Annotated in this window: 21 protein-coding genes; 6 read left to right on the top strand and 15 right to left on the bottom strand. The window is 65.6% G+C overall.

What is annotated here, in order from left to right; translation table 11 throughout:
• Positions 1-186: 186 nt before the first annotated feature.
• The gene (locus AAFG13_RS40075) at positions 187-651 is read left to right on the top strand and encodes a nuclear transport factor 2 family protein (protein WP_342710420.1); all 465 of its coding nucleotides are present in this window, start codon (positions 187-189) and stop codon (positions 649-651) included.
• Positions 652-866: 215 nt separating this feature from the next.
• On the opposite strand, the gene AAFG13_RS40070 is transcribed toward AAFG13_RS40075, so the two are convergent.
• The 15 genes from AAFG13_RS40070 to AAFG13_RS40000 form a co-directional block, all read right to left on the bottom strand.
• Positions 867-1961 (bottom strand): branched-chain amino acid ABC transporter permease, encoded by a 1095-nt coding sequence (locus tag AAFG13_RS40070; RefSeq protein WP_342710419.1) that lies wholly within the window; start codon positions 1959-1961, stop codon positions 867-869.
• Positions 1958-2824: a branched-chain amino acid ABC transporter permease gene (locus tag AAFG13_RS40065; RefSeq protein ID WP_342710418.1), complete on the bottom strand. Its 867-nt coding sequence runs from the start codon at positions 2822-2824 to the stop codon at positions 1958-1960. The genes AAFG13_RS40070 and AAFG13_RS40065 overlap by 4 nt, the downstream gene beginning before the upstream one ends.
• A gap of 7 nt (positions 2825-2831) precedes the next feature.
• Positions 2832-3536, bottom strand: a complete 705-nt coding sequence (locus AAFG13_RS40060) for an ABC transporter ATP-binding protein (protein WP_342710417.1) — start codon at positions 3534-3536, stop codon at positions 2832-2834.
• A complete protein-coding gene (locus AAFG13_RS40055; RefSeq protein WP_342710416.1) occupies positions 3533-4300 on the bottom strand; it encodes an ABC transporter ATP-binding protein in 768 nt (255 codons plus the stop codon). The genes AAFG13_RS40060 and AAFG13_RS40055 overlap by 4 nt, the downstream gene beginning before the upstream one ends.
• A gap of 43 nt (positions 4301-4343) precedes the next feature.
• On the bottom strand, positions 4344-5645 hold the full coding sequence (locus AAFG13_RS40050) for an ABC transporter substrate-binding protein (RefSeq protein WP_342713507.1): 1302 nt from the start codon (positions 5643-5645) through the stop codon (positions 4344-4346).
• A gap of 107 nt (positions 5646-5752) precedes the next feature.
• Positions 5753-7543, bottom strand: coding sequence for an FAD-dependent monooxygenase (locus AAFG13_RS40045; RefSeq protein ID WP_212311217.1), 1791 nt, complete (start codon positions 7541-7543; stop codon positions 5753-5755).
• A 35-nt stretch (positions 7544-7578) separates the two neighbouring features.
• Positions 7579-8481: an intradiol ring-cleavage dioxygenase gene (locus AAFG13_RS40040; RefSeq protein WP_342710415.1), complete on the bottom strand. Its 903-nt coding sequence runs from the start codon at positions 8479-8481 to the stop codon at positions 7579-7581.
• Between the two features lie 25 nt (positions 8482-8506).
• Positions 8507-9649 (bottom strand): maleylacetate reductase, encoded by a 1143-nt coding sequence (locus tag AAFG13_RS40035; RefSeq protein ID WP_342710414.1) that lies wholly within the window; start codon positions 9647-9649, stop codon positions 8507-8509.
• 172 nt (positions 9650-9821) lie between these two features.
• Positions 9822-10709, bottom strand: coding sequence for an AraC family transcriptional regulator (locus AAFG13_RS40030; protein ID WP_342710413.1), 888 nt, complete (start codon positions 10707-10709; stop codon positions 9822-9824).
• A 123-nt stretch (positions 10710-10832) separates the two neighbouring features.
• Entirely contained in the window at positions 10833-11507 is a 675-nt protein-coding gene (locus AAFG13_RS40025) for a spermidine synthase (RefSeq protein ID WP_342710412.1), read from the bottom strand.
• A gap of 133 nt (positions 11508-11640) precedes the next feature.
• On the bottom strand, positions 11641-14874 hold the full coding sequence (locus AAFG13_RS40020) for a cytochrome P450 (RefSeq protein ID WP_342710410.1): 3234 nt from the start codon (positions 14872-14874) through the stop codon (positions 11641-11643).
• A 160-nt stretch (positions 14875-15034) separates the two neighbouring features.
• Positions 15035-16030 carry an alpha/beta hydrolase gene (locus AAFG13_RS40015; RefSeq protein WP_342710409.1) on the bottom strand — a complete coding sequence of 332 codons (996 nt, stop codon included), beginning with the start codon at positions 16028-16030 and terminating at the stop codon, positions 15035-15037.
• Between the two features lie 11 nt (positions 16031-16041).
• Positions 16042-17592 carry a wax ester/triacylglycerol synthase family O-acyltransferase gene (locus AAFG13_RS40010; protein ID WP_212311223.1) on the bottom strand — a complete coding sequence of 517 codons (1551 nt, stop codon included), beginning with the start codon at positions 17590-17592 and terminating at the stop codon, positions 16042-16044.
• A gap of 58 nt (positions 17593-17650) precedes the next feature.
• On the bottom strand, positions 17651-18385 hold the full coding sequence (locus AAFG13_RS40005; RefSeq protein ID WP_249131381.1) for an alpha/beta fold hydrolase: 735 nt from the start codon (positions 18383-18385) through the stop codon (positions 17651-17653).
• 65 nt (positions 18386-18450) lie between these two features.
• Positions 18451-18705, bottom strand: coding sequence for a DUF6489 family protein (locus AAFG13_RS40000; RefSeq protein WP_038383850.1), 255 nt, complete (start codon positions 18703-18705; stop codon positions 18451-18453).
• A gap of 421 nt (positions 18706-19126) precedes the next feature.
• Here AAFG13_RS40000 and AAFG13_RS39995 point away from each other — a divergent pair, with 421 nt between their 5' ends.
• The 5 genes from AAFG13_RS39995 (at position 19127) to AAFG13_RS39975 (ending at position 24757) form a co-directional block, all read left to right on the top strand.
• Positions 19127-20725, top strand: a complete 1599-nt coding sequence (locus AAFG13_RS39995; protein WP_176532700.1) for an ABC transporter substrate-binding protein — start codon at positions 19127-19129, stop codon at positions 20723-20725.
• A gap of 105 nt (positions 20726-20830) precedes the next feature.
• Positions 20831-21811 (top strand): ABC transporter permease, encoded by a 981-nt coding sequence (locus AAFG13_RS39990; RefSeq protein WP_342710408.1) that lies wholly within the window; start codon positions 20831-20833, stop codon positions 21809-21811.
• A gap of 11 nt (positions 21812-21822) precedes the next feature.
• Positions 21823-22785, top strand: a complete 963-nt coding sequence (locus tag AAFG13_RS39985; protein WP_212311227.1) for an ABC transporter permease — start codon at positions 21823-21825, stop codon at positions 22783-22785.
• A complete protein-coding gene (locus AAFG13_RS39980; RefSeq protein WP_342710407.1) occupies positions 22782-23765 on the top strand; it encodes an ABC transporter ATP-binding protein in 984 nt (327 codons plus the stop codon). Before AAFG13_RS39985 ends, AAFG13_RS39980 begins: the two co-directional genes overlap by 4 nt.
• Positions 23762-24757 (top strand): oligopeptide/dipeptide ABC transporter ATP-binding protein, encoded by a 996-nt coding sequence (locus AAFG13_RS39975; protein WP_342710406.1) that lies wholly within the window; start codon positions 23762-23764, stop codon positions 24755-24757. Before AAFG13_RS39980 ends, AAFG13_RS39975 begins: the two co-directional genes overlap by 4 nt.
• The last annotated feature ends 93 nt before the right edge of the window (positions 24758-24850 follow it).

Raw genomic sequence — 24850 nt, 5'->3', positions numbered from 1 at the left:
GTTCGCGTCAAGAAAACGCGTCAAACAAGAATCCAGAGCCCCGTTCCGGTTCAATCGGAACGGGGCTCTGGTATCTTCCGGTGACCATGTGAGCCGGGGGTGCGTTCTTCCGGGGACGGCATGGAGGCTGTAGACAGCGCCATGCACCGCGCAGATCGCGCGCCATCAGCCACCGGGAGTCATCAGATGAAGACCCTTCTCCGGCCGCGGACAGCCGTCGCCGCGCTCCTCCTCGCGCTCGCGTCTTCCACCGCGATGGCCGCCACCAGCGACGCGCAGCAGGAAGCCAACCGCAAGGCGGTGCTGGCCTTCTACGAGAAGGGGCTGAACCAGAGGGACGCCGACGCGGCGCTCGCCTATGTCGGCAACCGCTATGTGCAGCACAATCCCGGCGCGGCCGACGGTGCGGAAGGCTTCCGCAAGTTCATCGCCTTCCTGCGCGAGAAGTTTCCGAACTCGCACAGCGAGATCAAGCGCTCCTTCGTCGACGGCGACTACGTGATCCTGCACGTCCACGCCGTGCGCGAGCCCGGCACCCGCGGCAATGCGATCGTCGACATCTTCAAGCTCGAGGATGGCAAGATCGTCGAGCATTGGGACGTGGTGCAGCCCGTTCCGGAGAATCCGGCGAACAACAACACGATGTTCTGAGGCTCCAAGAGCACAGGCGATAGCGAGACAAAAGTCTGACGTCGCCCTGGCAAAATCAAAAACGACGCGCCGCTGTTAGTCCCGTCATCCTGAGGAGCGCGAAGCGCGTCTCGAAGGATCAACGGCCCGGCTGGTGGCCGTCGACCCTTCGAGACGCGCGCAAGGGCGCGCTCCTCAGGGTGACGGGTTGAGGACGCGGGATCGCGCAGCCGGACCTACCGACTGCGGCCGAGCCAGCGCTGTGTCGGAAACAGCTGCACCTGCCAGCGCCGCGCCGCCGCGCCCCATACGCCCCTCGGCATGAACAGCATGATCAGGATGGCGAGCGTGCCGAGCACGACCAGATAGAGGCTGCCATACTGGGCGAGATAAGTGACGAGCCCCCACAACAGGAGCACGCCGACCATCGGGCCTTCGATGGTGCGCACGCCGCCGATCACGACGATGAAGATCACATAGGCAGTCCAGTCGGTGACGCTGAAGGCCGCGTCCGGCGAGATGCGCGCCTTCTGCAGATAGACCACCGCGCCGACCATGCCGGTGGCGAAGGCGACTGCGATCCACAGCAGATGGCGAATCCGCGCGGTGCGCACGCCGACGCTGCGCGCCGCCGCCGCATTGTCCCGGCTTGCGGCGAGCGCGAGGCCATGGCGCGAGCGGATGAAGGCGTAGATGCCGAGCGTGACCAGCACGGCGAGCAGCAGCGCCAGCCAGTAGACCAGCACGTCGCGCGCGGCCGCCGGACGCAGGCCGAGCAGCGCCTGCACCGGCTTCAGCCCGACCATCTGCGACAGCTCGCCCGGCGAGATCGACATCCCGGTGCCGCCGCCGAGCGACTTGAACTGGGCGCAGATCAGCCGCAGCGCTTCGGCGGCAACCCAGCTACCGATCGCGAAATACGGCCCCTCCAGCCGGAACAGCAACGGGCCGAGCACCGCCGCGATCAGCGCCGCGAACAGCCCGGCCAGCGGGATCGCCGCAACGGGATCGAGCCCGGCCATCACGATGCCGGCGAACAGCGCATAGGCGCCGAGCCCGACGAACGCCTGCTGCCCGACCGACACCAGTCCGCCCCAGCCGGCCAACACGTTCCAGAGCTGCGCCAGCGTCAGCATGGTGAGGACGAAGATCAGATCCTGGATCAAATTGCGCGAAGCGATCGCCGGCAGCGCGGCGAGCACCACGACCAGCACGATGCCGGCAACGGCCGCACCGCGCGACAAGCGCGTGCCGACCCGAACTTGCCACACCGGCGCTTCCACCGCGCACTCCTCTTGGCTTGCCGGGATATCGATGCTCTCGACGCTCATGTCCGCCTCGCCGGGAAGAGCCCACGCGGCCGCACCATCAGCACGGCAAGGAAGGTGAGATGGCCGGCCAGGATCTGCCACTCCGGATTGATCCGCCCCCCGATCGCCTGGGCGAGCCCGAGCACGATGCCGCCCGCCAGCGTTCCCCACAGGCTGCCGAGACCGCCGATGATCACGGCCTCGAACGCATAGAGCAGCCGCGCCGGGCCGATCGACGGATCGAAGCTGGCGCGGATGCCGAACACGACAGCCGCGATCACCGACACCGCGAGCGAGAGCCCGACCGCGATCGCATAGACATTGCGCTCGTTGACGCCCATCAATTGCGCGATCGCGGGATTGTCGGCGGTGGCGCGGAAGGCGCGGCCGAGCGAGGTGCGATAGAAGATGAGTTGCAGCAGCGCGACGGCGGCGATCGCCGTCACCAGCGCGGTCAGCGGCGCCAGCCCGATGCTCAGGCCGGGTGCCAGCGTCACCGACGAGGATTCGAACGCGCCGGCCTGCAGCCGGCGGCTGTCGGCGCCGTAGCCGAGCAGCAGGGCGTTCTGGATCACGATCGACAGGCCGAAGGTGACCAGCAGTGGCGGCAGGATGTCGTCGCCGAGCACGCGCTCCAGCACCAGCCGCTGCAGCACGAAACCGAGCACGAACATCGTCACGACGACCAAGAGGGCTGCGGCCGCAAGCGGCAGGCCGAGCGCCGTGGTCGCGCTGAGCACCAGATAGGCCGCGAGCAGGATCAGATCGCCATGCGCCAGATTGACCAGACGCATGATGCCGAAGATCAGCGACAGACCGAGCGCGAACAGCGCATAGACGCCGCCGAGCAGCACGCCCTCGATGATGGTGTCGAACCCGCTCATGGCGCCCTCATGCTCCGAAATAGGCTGCGCGGATCGTGTCCTGATCCGCATCCTTGGGCCGTCCGCTCAGCGTCACCCGTCCCTCCTGTAGGCAATAGAACCGATCGGCGGCCCGCAGCGCGCGGGCGATGTCCTGCTCGACCAGCACGACCGCGGTGCCGCCCGAACGGATCTGCGGCAGCATGCGGTAGATGTCCTCCACCACGATCGGCGCGAGGCCGAGGCTGATCTCGTCGCACAGCAGGACCTGTGGGTTGGACATCAGCGCACGGCCGATCGCCACCATCTGCTGCTGGCCGCCCGACAGCGCCGTGACCGCGCCGCGGCGCCGCTCCTTCAGCACCGGGAACATGCGGTAGACCGCGGCGAGGTCCCAGGGCGCGCTGCGTTCGCCGCCATAGGCGCCGATCAAGAGGTTCTCCTCGACGCTGAGCGAAGGAAACAGCTGGCGACCCTCGGGGACCAGCGCGAGCCCGAGCCGCACGATGCTGGCCGCGGATGCATCGCCGATCGCCCGTCCACCGAGGCGGATCGCATCGGGGCGGCTCTTCACGAGCCCGGCCAGCGACTTCAGCATGGTCGACTTACCGGCGCCGTTGGCGCCGATCACCGCGACCGCCTCGCCCTCCGCCAATTCGAAATCGATGCCGAACAGCGCCTGGAAGTCGCCGTAGAACGCATCAAGGGCGGAGACATTGAGCAGCGCGGTCATGCCGGCACTCCCATGTAGATGGTCTCGACCTCGCGCGAGCGCATCACCTCCGCCGGCACGCCTTGCGCGACCACCTTGCCGAAGTTCAGGACCACCAGGCGCTGCACCACCGCGAGCAGCGCGTGCACGACATGCTCGATCCAGATGATGCCGACACCTTCGGCGTGGATGGTGCGGATGGTCTCGACCAGCTCATGACATTCGGCATCGGTGAGACCGCCTGCGATCTCGTCGAGCAGCAGCGTGCGTGGCTTGGTGGCGAGCGCCCGCGCCAGCTCGAGCCGCTTGCGATCGAGCAGCGGCAGGCTGCCGGCGAGCCGATTGGCCTTGGCTTCGAGCCCCGTCAGATCAAGCATGCGGCCGCAATGCTGGACCGCATCGGCCTCCGAGAGGCCGCCACCGAATTGGGCGGCGACCGCAAGGTTCTCGAACACCGAGAGGTGATCGAACGGCTGCGGGATCTGGAACGAGCGCCCGATGCCCGCCCGGCAGCGTGCTTCGGGAGAGAGAGCCGTGATGTCGACGCCGTCGAGCACAATGCGGCCGGCATCCGGCCGCAGCAGCCCGGTGATCAGGTTGAACAGCGTCGATTTGCCGGCGCCGTTCGGCCCGATCACGCCCAGCGCCTCGCCGGAGGAGAGCGTCAGGTCGATCGCATCGGCAACGACGATGGCGCCGAACCTTTTCGAGATGGCATGGAGTTCGAGCATGGTCGCCCACTGTCTGATTGCGGCAGAGAGAAGATGCGCGGCAATGCCACGCATCTCCTGTCTTCGATTGTTGCCTGCGATGAAGCGCCGACTTGCGCTAGCTCAACGCCTGCATGTCGCCGCCGAGCGGGATCTGCGGCGCCAGCTTGTTGTCCGTGATCACCATGTCGTACTTGTCGCCGTTCAGCCGCCATTGGCCGCCGACCAGCGGCGTCTTGGCGACGTTCTTCGCCGCGAACGGCGGCACCGCGCCGGAGCCGAACGCGACCTGGCCCACGATGGTATCGAGCTTGGTGGCGCCGATCGCTTTCGCCAGCGCCGCGCCATCGGCCGGATCGCCGGAGCGCTTGATGGCGTCGATCGCGACTTCGAACAGCGAATGCACGAAGCCGATCGGCTGGGTCCATTGCTTGCCGGAGGCCTGCTCGTATCCCTTGGCAAGATCGGCCGCGCTGACGCCGCTGAGGCTCGATTTGTAGGGATGCGTCGGCGTCCACCACACTTCGGTCGAGATGTTGTTGCCGCCCTTGCCGAGCGCCTGCACCGATGCCGGGAACAGCAACGCCTTGGCGACCGAGACGACTTTCGGCTTCAGCCCCTTCTGCCGCGCCTGATTCCAGAACGTGGTGAAGTCGGGCGGAATGATCACGCCGGTGATGATCTCGGCATCGGCGCCGCGGAAGGCGGCGATCTGCGAGCTGAAATCATCGGTGAGATTCTGGAAGCGGCCGGGATCGGTGAGCTTGAATCCCTGCTTGGCCATGACAGGTGGGAAGCCGATCGTGGTGTCGCCCCAGGCGTTGCCGTCGGCATCGTTCGGAAACAGCGCGCCGACCGATTTGTTGGTCGCGACCTGGCTCCACATGCTGGTGAAGACGCCGATCACGTCCTCGAGGCCCCAGAAATAGTGGAACGTGTAGTCGAACGGCTTCCAGCTCTTGGGATCGCCCGGATTGGCCTGCCGGCCGATGAAGTTGGTCTGCCACGGTGCGACGGTGGAGATGCACGGCACCTGCTCGAGCTCGCACTGCGTCGCCACCGGATTGTTGGTCTCCGGCGTGGCGCCGACCACGATCAGGCTGACATTGTCGCGGGTGATCAGTTCCTTGGCGACTTCAGCGGCGCGGTTCGGATTCGACTGGCTGTCTTTCGTCACCACCTCGACCGGATAGGTCTGCGATCCAACCTTGACGCCATCCTTGATGAACTTTCGGAATTCGCCGAGCACAAAATCGTCGGCTTCCGCGAAGGCAGCGAGCGGTCCGCTCTTCGGTGAGACATAGCCGATCTTGATCGGCTTGTTGGCGGCGCGCACGGCCGGCGCGAACATTGTGGTCGTGCCTGCGGCAGCGAAACCACCGGCGATGCCTTGCAGCACACGGCGGCGATCGAAAGACATGACGTTCAAATGGTCTTTGGTCATTTTCCCCTCCCTTGAGGCAAGCCGGTTTCAGGCCGGCTGCCGTTCATTCCATTCTGAAAAAGAATTGCCGGCGTCGCGCCGCATCACGCGGCGGCGACGGACTTCGTCTGCGCCTTCGCGCTGCGGCCGAGGATCTGGCCGAACACGTCGAGCAGCACATCGGAGGCGTCAGCCGCCGCCTCCCTGGCGCGCCAGGCGACGTACATGTCGGGGCGCACCAGCACGCAGCCGTCCTCGTCGACCTCGCTCTGGCGATACCAGTCGGCATAGATGTCGAGCGCATCGCAGCCTTGCGGCCCGATGGTGACGACGTCGACCGGCAAGCCGTAGGCCTTCTCGACCGCGGCGGCAGCCGCCTTCCAGCCGTCGCCGCCGATCCCGGTGAGCAGCGTGAAGCGGCCCTTGCCGGTGAGATCGAGCGTCGACTTCCGCTCGCCCTGATGCTCGACCCAGACATGCGGCAAATGCGCACCGGGCCAGGTGGTGGCCTGATAATAGAGCTCGTGATCCCTGGTGAACGCCGGCATCGGCGTGCCGTCGGACACCACGGCGGTCGACCCGTAGCGCTGGTTCATCTCGACGCCGTGGCAATTGAACTCGTAGCTCTTGTTGGCGATGGCCTCATAGAGTTTCTTGCGACGCGCCTTGCCCTCGGCGGTCGGCGCCTTGCGCGCGGCGATCGCCTTGCGCGCTTCAGCCGGATCGGTCGAGGCGACGAGGCCCACCGCCTCGAAGATCGGCGGGAAGTCGCCGATGCTCTTGTTGGCGCGGGTCACGATCTGCTTGCCGACCGGCTGGCGCTCGGCCGAATAGGTCTCGAGCAGCGACGGCGCCGCGTGGCCCTCGAGCACCAGCTTCAACTTCCAGCACAGATTGAAGGAATCCTGGATCGAGGTATTGGAGCCGAGGCCGTTGGTCGGCGGATGGCGGTGCACGGCGTCGCCGACGCAGAACACGCGGCCCGACGAATAGTGGCCGGCATACATCTCGTTCACGGTCCAGGTCGAGGTGGAGCGCACCTTGACCTCGAGGGTCTCGTCGCCGACGAGATTGCGCACGATCGAGATCGCCTCGTCATTAGAGAGCTTGCGCTCGCCCTGCTCGATGTCGTAGCCCCAGATGATCAGCCACTCATTCCACGGCCGCACCATGCGGATCAGGCCGGCACCGATGCCGCCGATCTCCGCGCCCGGCTGCAGCACCCAGTACAGCACGCTCGGCCGGTGCGCGACGTACTTGCTCAAGTCCGCCTGCACGATGATGTTCATGCTGCCGGCGCGGCCCATCTGGCCCTCCATCGGCAGTCCGATCACTTCGGCAACCCGGCTGCGGCCGCCGTCGGCGCCGATCAGGTATTTGGCGCGGATCTGGTAGGTCTCGCCGGACAGGCGATCCTTCACCGTCGCGGTGACGCCGTCGGCGTCCTGCGCCAGGTCGACGAACTCGGTGTTGAAGCACAGCGAGGTGCCGCGCTGGCCGGCGGCTTCGATCAGGATCGGCTCGAGGAAATTCTGCGGCAGGTCGCAGATGCGCGCCGGACTGGCGAGATCGTAATCCGCCTTGCGCGAGGGATGATTGCCCCAGGAATACAGCCGGCCGAACTCCTCGCCGGCGAGGCTCTCGCAGAACACGTTGTTGGCCATCAGGTGCTGCGGCACGGCCTGCGCCACGGCCTTCTCCTCGAGGCCGAGATCGCGCAGCACCTCCATCGCGCGCTGGTTGGTGATGTGGGCGCGTGGCGTGTCGGCCAACCAGCCATATTTCGTCACCAGGATATGCTTGACGCCATACATGCCGAGCAGCGCCGCCGCCGTCGCGCCGGCCGGGCCACTGCCGACGACGAGGACGTCGGTCTCAATCGATTTGCTGGTCATGGTCCTCTCCCTGGTCGTCTTGTTGGTTGTGATCGTCATTCCGCGGCCATCATGGGCTTCGGCACCAGGCCCGCGCCGGGCTTCATCTGGAAGTCGTAAGTCATCAGGTGCCACGGGCCGGAGACCCGCTCGCCGTTCGGCAGCGCCGGTTCGCTGCGCGGCTCGACGCGCGCAATGAGCTCGTCCTTGACGCCGAACACCACGTCGCTGCGCAGATATTCGTCGCCATCAAGGAAGACGTGGGTGATCAGCGGCTCATAGCCCTCGGCCTTGACCAGGAAATGCACATGCGCGGGCCGCATCGGATGACGCCGCGTGGCGGTGATGAGATCGCCGACCGGGCCGTCGGTCGGGATCGGATAGCTGCATGGCAGGATGGTGCGGAACGAGAAACGGCCGTCGGCATCGGTGACGAAGCGTGCCCGCAACGATGGGCCGTGAGCCGCGTAGTCCGCCTTCTGCGAATCGTAGAAGCCGTCGTCGTCGGCGTGCCAGACGTCGATCTCGGCACCGGCGAGCGGCTTGCCGGCGAGGTCGGTGACGCGGCTCTGCACGAACATCACTTCGCCGTCGATCCCCTCCGAGATGTTGGCGCCGTGCGACGTGACGCGGTGCTCGCCGACATAGAACGGGCCGAGCACGGTGGTCTCGGTCGCGCCCTCGCGCTCGCGGTGATTGACCGCATCGACCAGCATCGAGACGCCGAGCACGTCGGACAGCAGGATGAATTCCTGGCGCAGCGGCGTGCAGGTCTGGCCGGTGCGGGTCAGGAATTCGATCGCCTGATTCCATTCCTCGAAGGTGAGCTCGGTGCGGCGCACCAGATCGTGCAGCGATTTCACTGTCTCCTCGATGAGAAACTTGAGCCGCTTGTTCGGCGTGTTGGCGAAGCTGCTGATCACCTCGTCGGTGAGGTCATGCTCGTTGAAATTGGCCATCGTGTTGTCCTTTGATCTTGAGATGTCAGTGCTGCACGGGCGCATCGCCGCGCCAGGCCGCCGCGATCAGGTCCTGGATCGCGACGCGCTCGACAGGTCTTGGATTGGCATAGGGGTTGCGCGCCGCCATCTCCGCGGCGCGCGCGATGCCGTCCTCGGGCATTCCGATGCCGGAGAGCGCGCGCGGCAGCGCGAGTTGCCGGGCAAGGTCAAACAGGCCCTGCGGTGCATTGGCGCTGCGCAGTGCGCGCGCGACGCGGCTCATCGCCTCCGGCGCCGCGGCGGCGTTGTAGGCAGCCGCGTGGGGCAGCACGATCGCGTGGGTTTCGGCATGCGGCAGGTTGAACATGCCGCCCAGCACGTGGCAGAGCTTGTGGTGCAGCGACATCCCGACCGCGCCGAGGCAGACGCCGCACAGCCAGGCACCATAGAGTGCGTCGCGGCGAGCGCCGGGATCGGCCGGGGCCGTCATGATGCGCGGCAATGCGCGGGCGAGCGCGGCGATGCCCTCCTCCGCCATCAGCGAGGTCAGCGGATTGGCGTCGGGCGCATAGAGAGCCTCGACGGCATGGGCGATCGCATTCATGCCGCTGGCGGCGGAGATGTGCGGCGGCAGGCTGACGGTGAGATCGACGTCGTAGATGACGGTGTCCGGCACCAGATCCTGGGAATGCTGCGTGGTCTTGATGCCGTTGCTGGTTTCGCCGAGGATCGGCGTCATCTCCGAGCCGGCATAAGTGGTCGGCATCGCGATATGCGGCAGCCCGGTGCGCAGCGACAGCGCCTTGCCGAGCCCGACCGTCGAGCCGCCGCCGATCGCGACCAGCCCGTCGATGTCGCGGGACTCGACGATGCGAAGCGCCTCGTTGGTGACCTCGACCGGCGTATGCATGCGCGCGCCGGCAAACAGCCCGGCGAGCCTGTCGCCGAGGCCTGCGCCGAGCCGGCGCCCGAGGTCCTGCTGCTCGCTTGTGGTCAGCACCAGCGCCCGCTTGATGCCAAGGCGCTCGCTCTCCTCGCCGAGCCGCGCCGAGGTGCCGGTGCCGAACACCACGCGATATTGCTGCGAGCAATAGGCAAAGGCGCCCTGGCCGGCGTCACCGGCGGCCGCAACGGACGCAATGGACGCAATGGATGCGCCTCCGACATCCGGCATCGCGACACTCATGGCATTTCTCCCAAGCCGGCGAACCGGCAATCTCGTCTTGTTGGGAGAAAGCTAGCGGCGGGCGGCCCCGGCCGGCCTGCACGAAACCGGAGAAAATCTGCACGAAACCGGAAAAATCATCCGCGGGCTCGGGCCGGCGCCCATGCCTGTCCCGGCCGCCGATAATCGGGAGCTAGTGGCTGCGCCGATATCGCCCCGGCGTCACGCCGGTGAAGCGGCGGAACATGCGCGTAAAATGCTCCTGATGGGAGAAGCCGCAGGCCAGCGCGATGTCGGCGAGGCTCTGCGTCTCGTCGGCGAGCAGCGCCCTGGCGCGTTCGATGCGCAGATTGAGCACGTATTGGTAGGGCGAGATGCCGCTGGTCGCCTTGAACAGGCGCACGAAATATTCGGTGCTGCGGCCGCACAGCTCCGCCAGCTGGTCGAGCCGGATATCGCTATCGAGATTGGTGTCGACGAACTCGCGGATCCGCGCCATCTGCCTGACGCTCAGCAGGTTCGGATGCTTGCCGGCCTCCACGCTCGGCTTGTGGAAATTGATCGCGACGAAGCGGTTGGCGATCGCCTGCGCGATCGGATCGACGAACAGCGACGAGGCCGGCAGGCCGCCGGTGATGGTGTCGCCGATCGCGGCGGCGAGATGCTCCAGCACGGCATCCTGATCGCCGAGCATCGGCGCGAGCCCGCCGATCAGGCTCGCCGCCCCGTCCCGGCCCGCGAACAGGTCGGAGCGCAGATAGATGTGGGTGGATTCCAGCGCCTCGCGCAGCACCACATTGCAGGCGTGCCCGGCCGGCAGGAAGAACACCCCGCCGCGCGGGATCTGCCGGGCAACCGACTTGCCGTCCATCACATAGGTGATGTCGACCGGGCCACCCCGGTGCAGCACCATCAGATTGTCCGACAGCGCGTGGAAGTGCCCGTCAAACGGCCGCTCGCGCTGGACCGAGGCATACGCCGTCGACCAGCCGAGCCCTTCGCTCGAGCCGCGGAATTCGGCCTGGAAACGGTCCAGGATCCCGTGCGTCTCCTGCACGCCAAAATTCGACGTCGCCTGCATCCGACAGACCAAGGGCTCGAGGCTTCGGTGCCATCGAGTGAAACCCAACGGCCCTCGATTTTCAACACAATCGAACCGAACGGCGCTGCTGGAGGTCTTGCTGCGTCGCAATAGCGGCGCCTGCTACTCCTTGACCGCGATCCAGATCACGTGGCGCACGCCGCGGCCTCGGCCGGTGGCGCGGACGGCGACTTCGTTGACGGTGAACCCGGCGCGGGACAGCGATTTCGGGAACTTGACGTTCGGACCGGACGACCAGACGGCGAGCACGCCGCCGCGCCGCAGCGCCGTGTGGGCGATCTTCAGTCCAGAGATGTCATACAGCGCGTCATTGGCCTTGCGGGTCAGGCCTTCGGGGCCGTTATCGACGTCGAGGAGAATGGCATCGTAGGTGCGCGGATTGCGCTCGATCACGTCAGCGACATCCACCTCCTGGATGCTGACGCGCGGATCGTTCAGGCTGTCGCCGAAGATCTCCGCCATCGGGCCTCTCGCCCAGGCGACCACAGCCGGCACCAGCTCGGCCACTGTGATTTCCGCCTCGGCTGCAAGCACGGCGAGCGCGGCCCGCAGCGTAAAGCCCATGCCGAGGCCGCCGATCAGGAAACGCGGCTTTGCGACCTTCTCGATCTTCTTCGCCGCGAGTGTCGCCAGTGCCGCTTCCGAGCCCGACAGGCGGCTGTTCATCAGCTCGTTGGTGCCGAGCATGATCGAGAACTCGCGGCCGCGCCGCATCAGGCGCAATTCGCCTTCGGTGCCGGGAATGCGCGCGGTATCGATCTTTTCCCAGGGAATCATGCGGCGGCTTGTAGCATGGCCCACGCCTTTGCGTAGCCCGGATGGAGCGCAGCGCAATCCGGGACGGTGTCACACGCGGATTGACTGGCCCCGGATTTCGCTTCGCTCCATCCGGGCTACAAGGGCGGAAAAACTACCCGCCGGCCCAAACGTCGAGCACGTAGCGGTTCCTGGTGCCCATTTCTTCGATCCAGCGCGCGGCGGCATCGGTGTCGGCTCCGGTGCGCTCGCGATAGATCGACATCAGGGTTGCCTTGACGTCGGGCTCCATCTTGCTGCCGTCGCCGCAGACATAGACGATGGCGCCTTTCTCGATCAGCTCCCAGACCCGATCCTTCTGCGCGGCGACGAGGTGCTGCACATAGGTCTTGGGCCCGTCGGCGCGCGAAAAGGCGGTATGGAGTTCACTGACACCATCGGCGGCGAACGCCTTCAGCTCATCCGCATAGATGAAGTCCTGCTCCGGATGACGGCAGCCGAAGAACAGCATTGCGGGGCCCAGCGTCGCGCCCTTTGCCTTGCGCGCGGCGCGCTCCTGCAGGAAACCGCGGAACGGCGCGAGCCCGGTGCCCGGCCCGATCATGATGATCGGCACGGCGTTGTCGTCAGGCAGGCGGAAGCCGGCCTTGGTCTCCTTGATCGTGGCGTGGACGGTGTCGCCGGCGCGGCGGCGCGCGAGATAGTTCGAGCAGACGCCCTTGTAGATGCCGCGTCCCGAGCTCGCAGGCGCTTCCACGACGCCGACGGTGGCGCTGCAGCGCTGCGCCTCGCCGGCCGGAGACGACGAGATCGAGTAATAGCGCGGCGCCAGCAGCGACAGCATTTCGAGGTAGAGATGGAACGGCAGCTCGCAGGCCGGATATTCCTCGAGCAGGTCGAACACCGATTTGCGCCTGGCCAGCACCTCGGAGCGATAGCGCCCGGCCGAAGCCTCGTCGTCGCCGACATAGGCCATCAGCTTCGGCTTGGTCACCGGGCAGCGCGTGTGCTCGGCCATGATCTGGATCTGCTTGCGGGTCGCGACCTGCTGCAGCTCGACGAACTCGGTGAGCAGCCGCCCGACCGACACGGCGTTGCCGACCGGCAGTTGCGCGCGGCGGCCTTCCGAGACTTGCAGGCGGATCTGGTCGGCCGGCAGGAAGCCGAACCGGCGCGCAACGGAATCGACCAGGGTCGGATCGTTGCGCGGCACCACGCTGAGATGATCGCCGACGCGGTATTTCAGGCTGGCCGGCAGCTCGACCTCGATATGCCGGGTCGAGCGTTCCGACGGATGGGCACCTTCCTTGTTCTGGAGCTCGTTGTTGGCGAGCACCTTCATCGGCACCGCGCCGCCCTGCGTCACGATGGTGTTGACCGCGCCCTGCGCCACCGGCTCGATCGCATAGAGCGGTTCGTCCTCGGCGGTGCGGGTGAAATTCCAGTCGATGCCGAATTCCTTGGTCGCGACCTTCGCGGCCTCCGGGAACCATTTCTGGAACTGGCCGTCGAGATCGCTGCGCGCATCGCCCTCGCCGCGCGGATAGACGGCGCGCGCGCCATGCTTGGTCAATTGCTCGTCGATGAAGCGCGGCACCGACTGGTAGGTCGCGGCCCAATCGCTGTTGCCGCAGCCGAACACCGCATAGCGCACCTTGGCGAAGGCGTCCTTCGGCAGATCGGTCTCAAGCCATTTGACGAATTGCGTCGCATTGTCGGGCGCCGCGCCATTATAGGAGGCGCAGATGATCAGGACGCCGCCCTCCTCCGGCAGCTTGCCGACATAGTCGTCGAGCGGCCCAAGGCGGGTCGCAAAACCGTTGATCTCCGACAAATCGGCCATGCGGGTCGCGAGCTCCTCGGCCGAACTGAGGTTGGAGCCGTACAGCACCAGCATCGGCGTGTTGTGGCCAGGGCGCGTGGTCGGTGCGCGCGGTGCCTTCGGCGCGGCCGCAACGGCGCCCGTGCTGCCGGCGAACGCACCGCGATCCCTGTCGTCGCGCGGCCGCACCTTGATCCTGAAACCGTCGGGCTTGACCGTCAGCGTCTCCTTCAGATGCATCTGGTAGCGATGCACGTCGAGTAGCCTGAAGCGCTGCAGGATCATCCCGATCGCGAGCGCGGCCTCGTGCATGGCAAAGCCGCGGCCGATACAGGCGCGCTGGCCGTTGCCGAACGGCTTCCAGGCATTGATCGGGCGCTTGGCCTCCGCCTCGCGGCTGAAATTCTCGGGATCGAACACGTCGGGATTCGGTCCCCAGACGCTGGGATCGCGATGCAGCGCCATCACCAGAATGGTGATGAAGGTGTTCTTCTTCAGCTTGTACTTGCCGCCGATCGTCTCGTCGCTCAGCGGCGCAATGCCGTAAGCCGGCGCCGGCGGCCACAGCCGCAGCGCTTCCTTCAGGCATTGGGTGATGTAGGTGAGCTGCGTCACCTGCTGATAGGTCGGCCTCGCATCGACATCGGGACCGAGGACGCGATCGACCTCCTCATAGGCCTTCTTCAGCACCTCGGGATGCTTCAACAGCGCATAGATCGTGCACGACAGCAGGCCGCTGGTGGTCTCGTGGCCGGCGATCAGGAAGGTGTTGATCTGGTAGCGGATGTTGACGTCGTCGAGCTGCTCGCCGGTGGCGCGGTCGACGCCGGTCATCATCGCCGCCAGCATGTCCTTCTTGTCGCTGGTCACGTCCGTGTTGCCGCGCCGCTCGGCGATGATCTCGTCGACCATCTTGTTCATGAAGGCGACGTCGTCGGCGAGTGTCTTGCGCCGCTTCTGCATCCACAGACCCTCGAGCGGCAGGCCGCGGGTCATCATGATGGTTTCGAGCGAGCGCACCAGCGATTCCACGAAAGGGTGGTAGTCGCGGCGGTAGAACGAATTGAAGCGGTAGTCGAAGCCGCAGAGCCCGATGGTGTCGAGGGTCAGCGCCGTCATGTCGTGGACGACCTCGATCTCCTCGTCGGCATTGAGGCGCTCCCATTTCTTGACGAGCTGCTCGGCGATATCGACCATGCTCGGGTGATACGACTGCATGGCGCGGTTGCCGAACGGCTGCATCAGGATGTTGTGCGCCTTGCTCCAGTTCGGCTCCTTGGTGTCGGCGGTGAACAGCCCGTCGCCGCCGACCGCACGCACCCGGCGCAGCGAGCCGCGTACCGCCTTGTCGAAGCGCTTCTCGTCCGAGAGCTCGTCGACCAGATCGTGACCGGAGACGATCACGATCGGCGCACCCATCATGTCGAGCCAGAAGATCGGTCCGAGCTCCTTGGAGAGCTTGACCAGATGCTGCACCGGCGCGTTCGAATCCAGCGACAGCATGTTGCCGACCACCGGCTTCGTCGGTGGATGCGGAATCGGACTCAGTCTGTTGCCGGACGCCATATTCGAAGTGCCCCCTCACTACGCCGTCATCCCTGCATAACGGCTTAGCCGTTATTGCTCGAGGAGCGCGCACCGCGCGCGTCTCGAAGGATGGCCGCTTGCTCCAGTCCCTCTCATCCTTCGAGGCGCGCCGAAGCCGGCGCGCACCTCAGGATGACGCCTAGCCGAATTTTCGCTTACGCCACTCGATCAGCTTGGCGCTGACCTCGTCCGGCTTTTCCTGCTGCGTCCAATGGCCGCTGTCGTGGACCAGATATTTTTCGAGGTCCGGCACCAGCTTCTCCATGCCGTCGGCCGCCGAGGGCGGCAGCACCGCGTCGTTCTCGGCCATGATCATCAGCGACGGCACCCGCACATTGTGGTCCAGCCCCGCCGAACGTTCCCAGTTGCGGGTGAAGTTGCGATACCAGTTGATGCCGCCGGTGAAGCCGGTCCTGGTGAAGGTGTCGACGAACACCTTCTTCTCATCCGCGGACAAGATCGGCGTCCGCGGATCGTGCTTGGCGTCGTAGTTCGCGATCATCTGCGGGAACGCCAGGTTCAGCCGCGCCGAGGCGCCGACGCCGGCGATCGGCTGTTCCTCCGGCGTGCCTGCGGGGCGGGCCGCCGGCTTGCGCATGAAGGCGTCGAAGGTCTGCTCCACGCGGCTGCCGAAGATGCGGTCGGGCTCGCGCGCCGGATCCTGGAACTGGACGATGTACATCTGGTCGCCGAAGCGCTGGCGGAACAGCGCGATCGGATCCATCGGCGCGCGGTTCAAATGCGGCGTGTTGACGCCGACGACGCCGGCAACCCGCGACGGATGCCTGAGCGGCATCTGCCAGACGACAAAGCCGCCCCAGTCGTGGCCGACGAAGATCGCCTTGTCGATCTTGAGATGGTCGAGCAGGCCGACCAGATCGCCGGTCAGGTGCTCCATATCATAGGCTTCGACCGGTTCCGGCCGGTCGGTCGCGCCATAGCCGCGCTGATCGGGCGCAATCACCCGGATGCCGGCCTCACCCAGCGCCTTGATCTGGTGGCGCCAGGAGAACGCCAGTTCTGGCCAGCCGTGGCACAACACCACGGGCGGCGTGTCGGTCTTGGGGCCAGCTTCGTAAAACCCCATGCGGATGCCGTTGGTCTCGGCGAACTGCAGCGGTGGCATTTCGATCATTGACAGGATTCCTATTCGGCCGCGCCCTTGATGTCGGCAGGCGGCGGCGCGAACGCCGCCTCGAGTGCATCGAATTCGAGCGGCAGCATGTCGCACATCACCTGCACATGCGGAATGATGTTGGCACCGACGATGAAGCCGAAATCGAGCTGATCGCGGTAGCTCTGCACGGTGATGTTGAGCGCGATCCCGTGGGTCGAGATCGAGACCGGGAAGATGTGCAGCAGCTCTGCGCCGGCCGCGTACAGCGTCTGCCGCGGCCCCGGCACGTTCGACACCGTGATGTTGGTCGCCGGCGGCAGCACGTTGGACAGGTCGGAGCGGCTGTAGAGCAGCGCCATGACCTGCACCAGGATCGGTGCGCCGAGCAGCGAGATGTTGGAGACCTGCGGCACCAGGGCGCGCAGCGGATGCGACATCTCCTTGGACTTGGTGGATTGCGCGATGATGGTCTCGAGCCGCTTCTTCGGGTCCTCGACGTCGGTCGCGATCGAGCAGATCATGCCGAACACCTGGTTGTTGGATTCGGCGTTGCCTTCCTCGCGCAGCGAGATCGGCACGCCGGCCGTCAGCGACTTGTTCGGCAGCGCGCCCTGGCTGATCAGATAGCGCCGCACCACGCCGGAGGCGAGCGCCAGCACGACGTCGTTGAGCTTGCCGCCCGAGGCCTTCGCCAGCGCCTTGGCGCGCGACAGCGAGATCGAGGTGCCGGCAAAGCTGCGCTCCGACGAGATCGCCTTGTTGAGGATGGTCGGCGGCGAGGACATCGCCTGCAGACTCTCGCGCGACCTCGGATCGGCGATCTTGGCGACGACGTCGGACAGGCTCTTGAGCACGGTCGGCATGGCGCCGGCGAACTTCACCGCGCTCTCGATCTGGAACATGGCATTGTCGAACAGGATCGAGCCGAGGTCGCTCTTGCCGGAGCGCGGCAGCTCCAGGCTCTTCTGTGCGGTGGCGGCCGCCTCGAACGGCTGGGTCCAGAGCTGCTGATAGGCGTCGATCAAATTGGCCGCGATGTCGCGCGGCTCCTGCGCGACCTTTTTCGCGCTTGGCGGCTCGATCTGCCGGGGCACCGGCGTGAGGTCGTAGATCATGCTGGTCAGCGCCGCGCCGGCGCCGCCGTCGATGCAGGCGTGGTGCATCTTGGAATAAAGCCCGATCTCGTTGTCCTTCATGCCCTCGAAGACGTAGAACTCCCAGAGCGGGCGGGCGCGGTTCAACAGCTTGGCGTGCATCCAGCCGACGATGCGCTCCAGCGTCGCGCGGTCGTGCGGCGCGGGCAGGCTGGCGCGGAAGATGTGGCGGTCGATGTCGAACTGGTCGTCCTCGACCCAGGACGGATGATCGATGTCGAGCGGCGCCTTCTGCAGACGCGCCTTGAGGATCGGCGCAATGTGCAGCCGCGAGGCGATCATCGCCTTGAACTCCTCGAAGAAGTCGCCCTTGTAGCCGTCGGGCAGCCGGAAGATCGCCATGCTGCCGACATGCATCGGCATTTCCGGCGTTTCCAGATACAGAAACGATGCGTCCAGCGAGGACAGCTTTTTGGCGTCGCTCATGATCTCCTCCCGAGAGCCAACTCACGCGGGCGCCTTGGCGGCGCTTCTCGTCGTTCGGTCAGGATAGTGCCTGTTCTGCCGGCCCATAGGCAATGGCAAAGGGGCCCGAGCGGCCAAAATGCCGGAACTCGCCTTCCGGCTGCGCCAGCCGGTCCGCGATCGCCCACAGCGCCGCGGGGTTGACGCCGAGGCCGAGGTGGCTGGCGAAGTGCACCTCGACGTTCTCGGCAGTCGCCGACGGCCGCACCCGCGAGGTCCGCCAGTTCACAATGCCGTCGGTGCGGGAATAGATCGAGGTTGCCGGCACCGGCATGTCGCCGGCGATCGCCGCACGAATCTCGGGAATATCGTCCACCCCCTCGCCGGACAGCAGCTCGTACAGCCGGGTCGCATTGGTGGCGCGGATATCGTCGGCGAACGGGCTGCCCAGCGTGATGATGGAGCGCACCAGCTCAGGCATCTGCGACGCCAGGTCGCGCGCATAGACGCCGCCGAGGCTCCAGCCGATGATCGAGACCTTGCGCCCCGACGCCTCATGGACGCGTTTCAGCAGGTCGCGCAGCGCAGTCCGCCTGCTGGAGATGCCGCCGAAATTGCGGCCCATGTTCCAGGCGTAGGCGTCATAGCCGAGCTCCTTCAGATAGCGCCGCATCGGCGCCATCGAAAGGTCGCTGGCGAGGAAGCCGGGCAGCGCCAGCACCGGATGACCGTCGCCCTTCGGCGCCTGCATCAGCAGCGGCGACAGCAGCAGGCTCGAATTCAGCTCGAGCACGCCGCGCGCTTCCGCCAGCATCAGCAACAGGCTGGGTGGACGCAACCGGCGTTCGGCCGCATCAACGCTCCCTTTCGCGGCCGCCACTATTTCTTGTCCTTTTTGCCCATGCCGCCGAGGCCGGCCATCGTCACGAACATGTCCTGGAAGCGCTCGGCGAGCTTGGGATCGAAAGTGAACCAGCTTTGCAGCAACGCTTCCGGCGAAACCTTCTCGATGTTCGACAGCATCTGCTGCTGCAGCCTGTCCATCACCGCGTTCTGCATCGGTGCCACGTCCGGCAGGCCGAAGAACTGCCGCGCTTCAAGGGGCGTACAATCTATCTCGACGTTGACCTTCATATCCGCCTCCTCAAATGCGCCTGGCCCGCCTTAGTATCGCCGGGACGGGGCCGGTCACGCAAGCGAGCCGTACCTGCCCCGATGGATAGTCGGCCTCAATCATCCGTTATGGTCAACCAAACCGTTTGGAACGACGGCTCCAAACCGTTTGGAGCGACCGCTCCAAACCGCTTGGCGGGACCGGCATCTGCCGGCTCGCCGGCGATCATTCCGGTGATCGGCAAGTGGCACTCCGAAAGTCGAATGTCACGCGCCCGCACCGACCGCCTACTCTCCTTGCGCATTCATTGCGCCGCACCCGCGCGAACCGATTAACCCTTTGGGAAATCGCGCTTGCGCGGCCGGTAAACTCTGGCAACATGCATCAATAATACCAGCCGGACAAAGCAGCCGGCGGACAAAAACGGGGACGCGGGATCACATGTCGGTACGTTGGAGTTTGTTTGCGGCGACTGCCGTCGCGCTGGTTGCCCTTGCCTTGCCGGCATCGGCCCAGACACTGAAATATGCCAATCAGGGCGAGCTGAAGTCGCTGGATCCTTACACGCTGAAGGAAACCACGACGATCGCGCACCACGCCCACGTCTACGAGGGCCTCACCGCGCGCGACAAGGACCTCAAGATCATTCCGGCACTGGCGGAAAGCTGGGAGACGCTGAGCCCGACCAAATGGCGCTTCCATCTGCGCAAGGGCGTGAAATTCCACAATGGTGATCCTTTCACCGCCGACGACGTGCTGTTCTCCGCCGACCGCGTCCGCGCCAAGGGCTCCAATTTCCTCAGCAATGTCCCGGCCGACGCCAAGTTCACCAAGGTCGACGACTACACGGTCGACGTGACACTGGATTCGCCCAATCCCATCCTGACCTCGCAGTGGGATAGCTGGTACATCATGGACAAGAAGTGGTGCGAGGAGAACAACGCCGTCGCACCGACGCCGGCCTCCGCGACCACGCCGAGCTACGCAGCGCTGCACGAGAACGGCACCGGCCCCTTCACGATCGAGAGCCACCAGCCCGGCGTGAAGACCGTGTTCAAGGCGTTTCCAGGCTATTGGCGCAAGCCCGAGCATAATCTCCAGGAGATCATCTTCACCCCGATCGGCTCCGACGCCACCCGCGTTGCCGCGCTGCTCTCGGGCGAGGTCGATGTCATCGAGCCGGTTCCGCTGCAGGACATCCAGCGCGTCAATTCCAGCGGCGTCGCCACCGTCATGACCGCGCCGGAGATCCGCACCATCTTCATCGGCATGGACATGGCGCGCGACGAGCTGCTGTACTCCAACGTCAAGGGCAAGAATCCGTTCAAGGACATCAAGGTCCGCGAAGCCTTCTACAAGACGATCGACGTCGACCTGATCAAGACCCGCGTCATGCGCGGCATGTCGACGCCCTCGACGCTGATGATCGCGCCCGAACTCTATCCGCTGTCGAAGGAGTTCACCCGGCCGAAGCTCGATCCCGATGGCGCCAAGAAGCTGTTGGCCGAGGCGGGCTATCCGAACGGCTTTGAAGTCACGATGGATTGCCCGAACGACCGCTACGTCAACGACGCCGCGATCTGCCAGGCGGTGGTCGGCATGCTGGCCCGCATCGGCGTCAAGGTGAACCTGCTGGCGCAGCCGAAGGCACAGTATTTCGCCAAGGTGCTGAAGCCCGGCGGCTACCAGACCTCGTTGTTCATGCTGGGCTGGACGCCTGCGACATCGGATTCCCACAACGTGCTGCACGACATCCTCGGCTGCCGCGACGACCCGAAGGACTCCACCCGAGGCGAAGCCAATCTCGGCGGTTACTGCAACAAGGAAGTCGACGCGCTCGCCGACAAGGTTCTGGTCGAGACTGACACTGCCAAGCGCGACCAGTTGATCAAGCAAGCCTACGAGATCGTCATCAAGGATTACGGCTACATTCCGCTGCATCAGCAACCGCTGGTGTGGGGCGTGTCAAAGAAGGTCAAATTGACCCAGCGCGCAGACAACCAGGTGCTGCTCTACTGGGCGACCAAACAAGGTGAATAGTGGTTGCAGCGAATTGGGTCCCGGAAGCGCAGGCTTCCGGGACCTCTCGGTTTTCGGCCGCGCAAAGCCGCGCGCGCCGGATGTCAAAAGCAGTGAAAGGTAGAGATGCTCGCTTTCACTCTTCGCCGCGTGCTGCAGGCGATCGGCGTGATGCTCGCCGTAGGCGTCATTGCGTTCGCGATGTTCCGCTTCGCCGGTGATCCGGTGAGCCAGATCGTCTCGATCGACACCTCGGCCGCGCAACGCGCTGAAATCCGGCGCTCGCTCGGCCTGAATGATTCGGTGCTGGTGCAGTTCGGCCGCTACTTCATCAATGCGCTGCAGTTCAAGTTTGGCGTGTCCTACCAGTTCCGCCTGCCGGTCTCATCGCTGCTGGCCGAGCGCCTGCCGGCGACGCTGGAGCTTGCGATCTGCGCCACGCTGTTCGCGATGGTCGCCGGCATCCTGATGGGGGTCTACTCGGCGCTGCGCCGCGACACCGTGCTCGCCAAATTATTCCAGGCCGTATCGCTGATCGGCATTTCGCTACCGACCTTCCTGATCGGCATCCTCCTGATCTATCTATTCGCGGTGACGTTGGGCTGGCTGCCCTCCTTCGGCCGCGGCGAGGTGGTAAAGCTCGGCTGGTGGACCACCGGGCTGCTCACCGTCTCCGGCCTGAAGGCCCTGATCATGCCGGCGATCACGCTCGGATTGTTCCAGATGACGCTGATCATGCGGCTGGTGCGCGCCGAAATGCTGGAAGTGCTGCGGACCGACTATATCCGCTTCGCCCGCGCCCGCGGGCTGACCACGCGCGCGATCCATTTCGGCCATGCGCTGAAGAACACCCTGGTTCCGGTGATCACCGTGGCCGGCCTGCAGTTTGGCTCGGTAATTGCTTTCTCGATCATCACCGAAACCGTGTTCCAATGGCCGGGCATGGGACTTCTGTTCGTGCAGGCCGTGCAAAACGTCGATATCCCGATCATGGCCGCGTATCTCCTGATGGTCTCGCTGATCTTCGTCACCATCAATCTCGTGGTCGACATCCTCTACACCGTGGTCGATCCGCGATTGCGCTCGACCATTGGCCGCGCGGCGTGAGGGGGCAACCGATGTCCGACGCCGTCGTCCCCCATCGCTCCGAAGATCACCCACAGGCACCTGCCGGCTGGTTCGGGCGCACGCTCGACAGCGACATCCTCTATTCGTTCCGCCGTTCCAGGCTGACGATGGTCGCCGCCGTGATCACGCTGTTGTTCTTCCTGCTGGCAATCTTTGCGTCATGGCTTGCGGTGCAGAACCCGTTCGATCCGGCGCAGCTGCAGCTGATCAATTCGCGGATCGCGCCGTTGTGGACCGCCGACGGCCAGAGTCCGTTCCTGCTCGGCACCGACGAGCAGGGCCGCGACGTGCTCTCAGCGATCCTCTACGGCCTGCGCATCTCGCTTGCGGTCGGCGTTGCCGGCGTGGTCTTCGCCGGCGCGCTCGGGATCGCCCTTGGGCTGGTCGCCGGTTATTTCGGCGGCGTGGTCGACAGCGTGATCATGCGGATCGCCGACGTGCAGCTCACCTTCCCGGCGATCCTGATCGCGCTCCTGGTCAACGGTGTCGCCAAATCGCTGCTCGGCAACCGGCTCGACGAAATGAGTACGTTCGGCGTGCTGATCATCGCGATCGGCCTCAGTTTCTGGGTGCAATATGCCCGCACCGTGCGCGGCTCGGTCATGGTCGAGAAGAACAAGGATTATGTGGCGGCGGCGCAGCTGATCGGCCTGCCGGCGCCGAAGATCATGCTGCGGCACGTGCTGCCGAACACGATGGGCCCGATCCTGGTCATCGCCACCATCAACCTCGCGCTCGCGATCATCACCGAGGCGACGCTGTCTTTCCTCGGCGCCGGCATGCCCGACACCATGCCCTCGCTCGGCACCCTGATCCGGATCGGCAACAACTACCTGTTTGCCGGCGAATGGTGGATCGTCGCCTTCCCGGGCATCGCACTGGCAGGCCTGATCCTCTCCATCAATCTGCTCGGCGACTGGCTGCGCGACGCATTGAACCCAAGGCTCCGATGACCCAGCCTGTTCTCTCCGTGCGCAATCTCGAGGTGGAATTCGTCACCCGCCGCGCGACGCTGCGCGCCATCAACGGTGTGTCGTTCGACATCGCCAAGGGCGAGGTGCTCGGTGTGGTCGGCGAGTCCGGCGCCGGCAAATCGGTCACCGGGCTTGCGGTGATCGGGCTGATCGATCCGCCCGGCCGTATCTCCGGCGGCCAGATCGAGCTGTCGGGCACCCGGATCGACCATCTTCCGCCGGAGGAGATCCGGCGCATCAGGGGCAAGCGGATCGGCATGATCTTCCAGGATCCGCTGACCAGCCTCAATCCGCTCTACCGGATCGGCGACCAGATCATCGAGACCATTCGCACCCACACCAATCTGAGCGAGAGCGCCGCACGCCGGCGCGCCATCGATCTGCTGGCCGAGGTCGGCATCCCCGCGCCGGAGAAGCGCATCGACGGCTACCCGCACGAATTCTCCGGCGGGATGCGCCAGCGCGTCGTCATCGCACTTGCGATCTGCGCCGAGCCCGAGCTGATCATCGCCGACGAGCCGACCACCGCGCTCGACGTCTCCGTGCAGGCGCAGATCATCACGCTGATCAAGCGGCTCGGCCGCGACCACGGCACTGCCGTGATGCTGGTCACCCACGACATGGGCGTGATCGCCGAGACCTGCGACCGCGTCGCAGTGATGTATTCCGGCCGCATCGCCGAGATCGGCCCGGTGCAGGAGGTGGTGCGCAACCCGTTGCATCCCTACGCCAGGGGCTTGATGGGCGCGATCCCAACGCTCGCGGGCGAGGACAAGCGCCTGGTGCAGATCCCGGGCTCGATGCCGCGGCTGTCGGCAATCCCGCCCGGCTGCCCGTTCAATCCACGCTGCGCGTTTGTCTTCGATCGGTGCCGCATCGAACGCCCCGAGCCGATCCGGCAGGGCACCCAATCGGTCGCCTGCCATCTGTTCGAGCCGGCGAAGGAGACGGCGGCATGAGCGGGACGCTGATCGAGGTCAAGAACCTGCGCCGCGTCTTCGACGTCTCCAAGCCGTGGCTCAACCGCGTGATCGAGGGCGGCCATCTCGAATTCCTGAAAGCCGTCGACGGCGTCAGCTTCGACATCAAGCGCGGCGAGACGTTTGCGCTGGTCGGCGAATCCGGCTCCGGCAAGACCACGGTTGCGCGCATGGTCGTCGGCCTGCTGCCGCCGAGCTCGGGCGAAGTCGTCATCGACGGCGTCTCGATGACCGATCCGCGGCAGGCGCAGGCGCGCCGCCGGCTGCGTCGGCGCATCCAGATGGTCTTCCAGGACCCCTATGCCAGCCTCAATCCGCGCTACCGGGTCGCCGCCATCGTCGCCGAGCCGATCCGCGCCTTCGACCTGATCGAGGGTGAACGCGACATCAAGGCCCGGGTCGGCGACTTGCTCTCGCTGGTCGGCCTGCACCCCGACGACGGCCAAAAATTCCCGCACGAATTTTCCGGCGGCCAGCGCCAGCGCATCGCGATCGCCCGCGCACTGGCGTCCGAGGCCGAATTCATCGTCTGCGACGAGCCGACCTCGGCGCTCGACGTCTCGGTGCAAGCGCAGATACTCAATCTGATGCGCGACCTGCAGGACAAGTTCGGCCTGACCTATCTCTTCATCAGCCACAATCTCGCGGTTGTCCGCCACATGGCGACGAGAATCGGCGTGATGTATCTCGGCCGCATCGTCGAGATCGCCGAGGGCCGAAAATTGTTCGAGAACCCGCGGATGCCCTACACCAAGATGCTGCTCGGCGCGGTTCCGGACCTTACGATGTCCGGCCGCCAACGGATCCCGGTCAAAGGGGAGATTCCAAACCCGATCGATCCGCCGCGGGGCTGCGCGTTCAATCCGCGCTGTCCCCTCGCCTTCGATCTCTGCCGCGAGAAGGCGCCGGAACTGATCGACGGCGTCGCCTGCCACGCCGTCAACAGCCCTGCCGCCGCCGTTCCGGCATGATCACGCGGATGGGAGCGGCCATGTCCACCAAGCGGTTGGCATACCAGCCGGCCTGTGATCAAGTGCGCGCGCCACAAGACCTAGCCGGAAGCG

The sequence above is a fragment of the Bradyrhizobium sp. B124 genome (genome assembly GCF_038967635.1).
Lineage (GTDB): Bacteria > Pseudomonadota > Alphaproteobacteria > Rhizobiales > Xanthobacteraceae > Bradyrhizobium.
The sequence above is the reverse complement of the archived record's forward strand: the minus strand, read 5'-3'. Positions and strand labels throughout refer to the sequence as shown.

What these genes read in the sequence shown, in the direction of transcription:
- AAFG13_RS40005 (WP_249131381.1), bottom strand. Translation starts at nt 18,385, where the DNA reads ATGCTGGCGGAAGCGCGCGGCGTGCTCGAGCTGAATTCGAGCCTGCTG.
- AAFG13_RS40075 (WP_342710420.1), top strand. Translation starts at nt 187, where the DNA reads ATGAAGACCCTTCTCCGGCCGCGGACAGCCGTCGCCGCGCTCCTCCTC.
- AAFG13_RS40000 (WP_038383850.1), bottom strand. Translation starts at nt 18,705, where the DNA reads ATGAAGGTCAACGTCGAGATAGATTGTACGCCCCTTGAAGCGCGGCAG.
- AAFG13_RS40060 (WP_342710417.1), bottom strand. Translation starts at nt 3,536, where the DNA reads ATGACCGCGCTGCTCAATGTCTCCGCCCTTGATGCGTTCTACGGCGAC.
- AAFG13_RS40035 (WP_342710414.1), bottom strand. Translation starts at nt 9,649, where the DNA reads ATGAGTGTCGCGATGCCGGATGTCGGAGGCGCATCCATTGCGTCCATT.
- AAFG13_RS40025 (WP_342710412.1), bottom strand. Translation starts at nt 11,507, where the DNA reads ATGATTCCCTGGGAAAAGATCGATACCGCGCGCATTCCCGGCACCGAA.
- AAFG13_RS40045 (WP_212311217.1), bottom strand. Translation starts at nt 7,543, where the DNA reads ATGACCAGCAAATCGATTGAGACCGACGTCCTCGTCGTCGGCAGTGGC.
- AAFG13_RS40020 (WP_342710410.1), bottom strand. Translation starts at nt 14,874, where the DNA reads ATGGCGTCCGGCAACAGACTGAGTCCGATTCCGCATCCACCGACGAAG.
- AAFG13_RS40010 (WP_212311223.1), bottom strand. Translation starts at nt 17,592, where the DNA reads ATGAGCGACGCCAAAAAGCTGTCCTCGCTGGACGCATCGTTTCTGTAT.
- AAFG13_RS39975 (WP_342710406.1), top strand. Translation starts at nt 23,762, where the DNA reads ATGAGCGGGACGCTGATCGAGGTCAAGAACCTGCGCCGCGTCTTCGAC.
- AAFG13_RS39995 (WP_176532700.1), top strand. Translation starts at nt 19,127, where the DNA reads ATGTCGGTACGTTGGAGTTTGTTTGCGGCGACTGCCGTCGCGCTGGTT.
- AAFG13_RS39980 (WP_342710407.1), top strand. Translation starts at nt 22,782, where the DNA reads ATGACCCAGCCTGTTCTCTCCGTGCGCAATCTCGAGGTGGAATTCGTC.
- AAFG13_RS40015 (WP_342710409.1), bottom strand. Translation starts at nt 16,030, where the DNA reads ATGATCGAAATGCCACCGCTGCAGTTCGCCGAGACCAACGGCATCCGC.
- AAFG13_RS39985 (WP_212311227.1), top strand. Translation starts at nt 21,823, where the DNA reads ATGTCCGACGCCGTCGTCCCCCATCGCTCCGAAGATCACCCACAGGCA.
- AAFG13_RS40070 (WP_342710419.1), bottom strand. Translation starts at nt 1,961, where the DNA reads ATGAGCGTCGAGAGCATCGATATCCCGGCAAGCCAAGAGGAGTGCGCG.
- AAFG13_RS40055 (WP_342710416.1), bottom strand. Translation starts at nt 4,300, where the DNA reads ATGCGTGGCATTGCCGCGCATCTTCTCTCTGCCGCAATCAGACAGTGG.
- AAFG13_RS40040 (WP_342710415.1), bottom strand. Translation starts at nt 8,481, where the DNA reads ATGGCCAATTTCAACGAGCATGACCTCACCGACGAGGTGATCAGCAGC.
- AAFG13_RS40030 (WP_342710413.1), bottom strand. Translation starts at nt 10,709, where the DNA reads ATGCAGGCGACGTCGAATTTTGGCGTGCAGGAGACGCACGGGATCCTG.
- AAFG13_RS40065 (WP_342710418.1), bottom strand. Translation starts at nt 2,824, where the DNA reads ATGAGCGGGTTCGACACCATCATCGAGGGCGTGCTGCTCGGCGGCGTC.
- AAFG13_RS39990 (WP_342710408.1), top strand. Translation starts at nt 20,831, where the DNA reads ATGCTCGCTTTCACTCTTCGCCGCGTGCTGCAGGCGATCGGCGTGATG.
- AAFG13_RS40050 (WP_342713507.1), bottom strand. Translation starts at nt 5,645, where the DNA reads ATGTCTTTCGATCGCCGCCGTGTGCTGCAAGGCATCGCCGGTGGTTTC.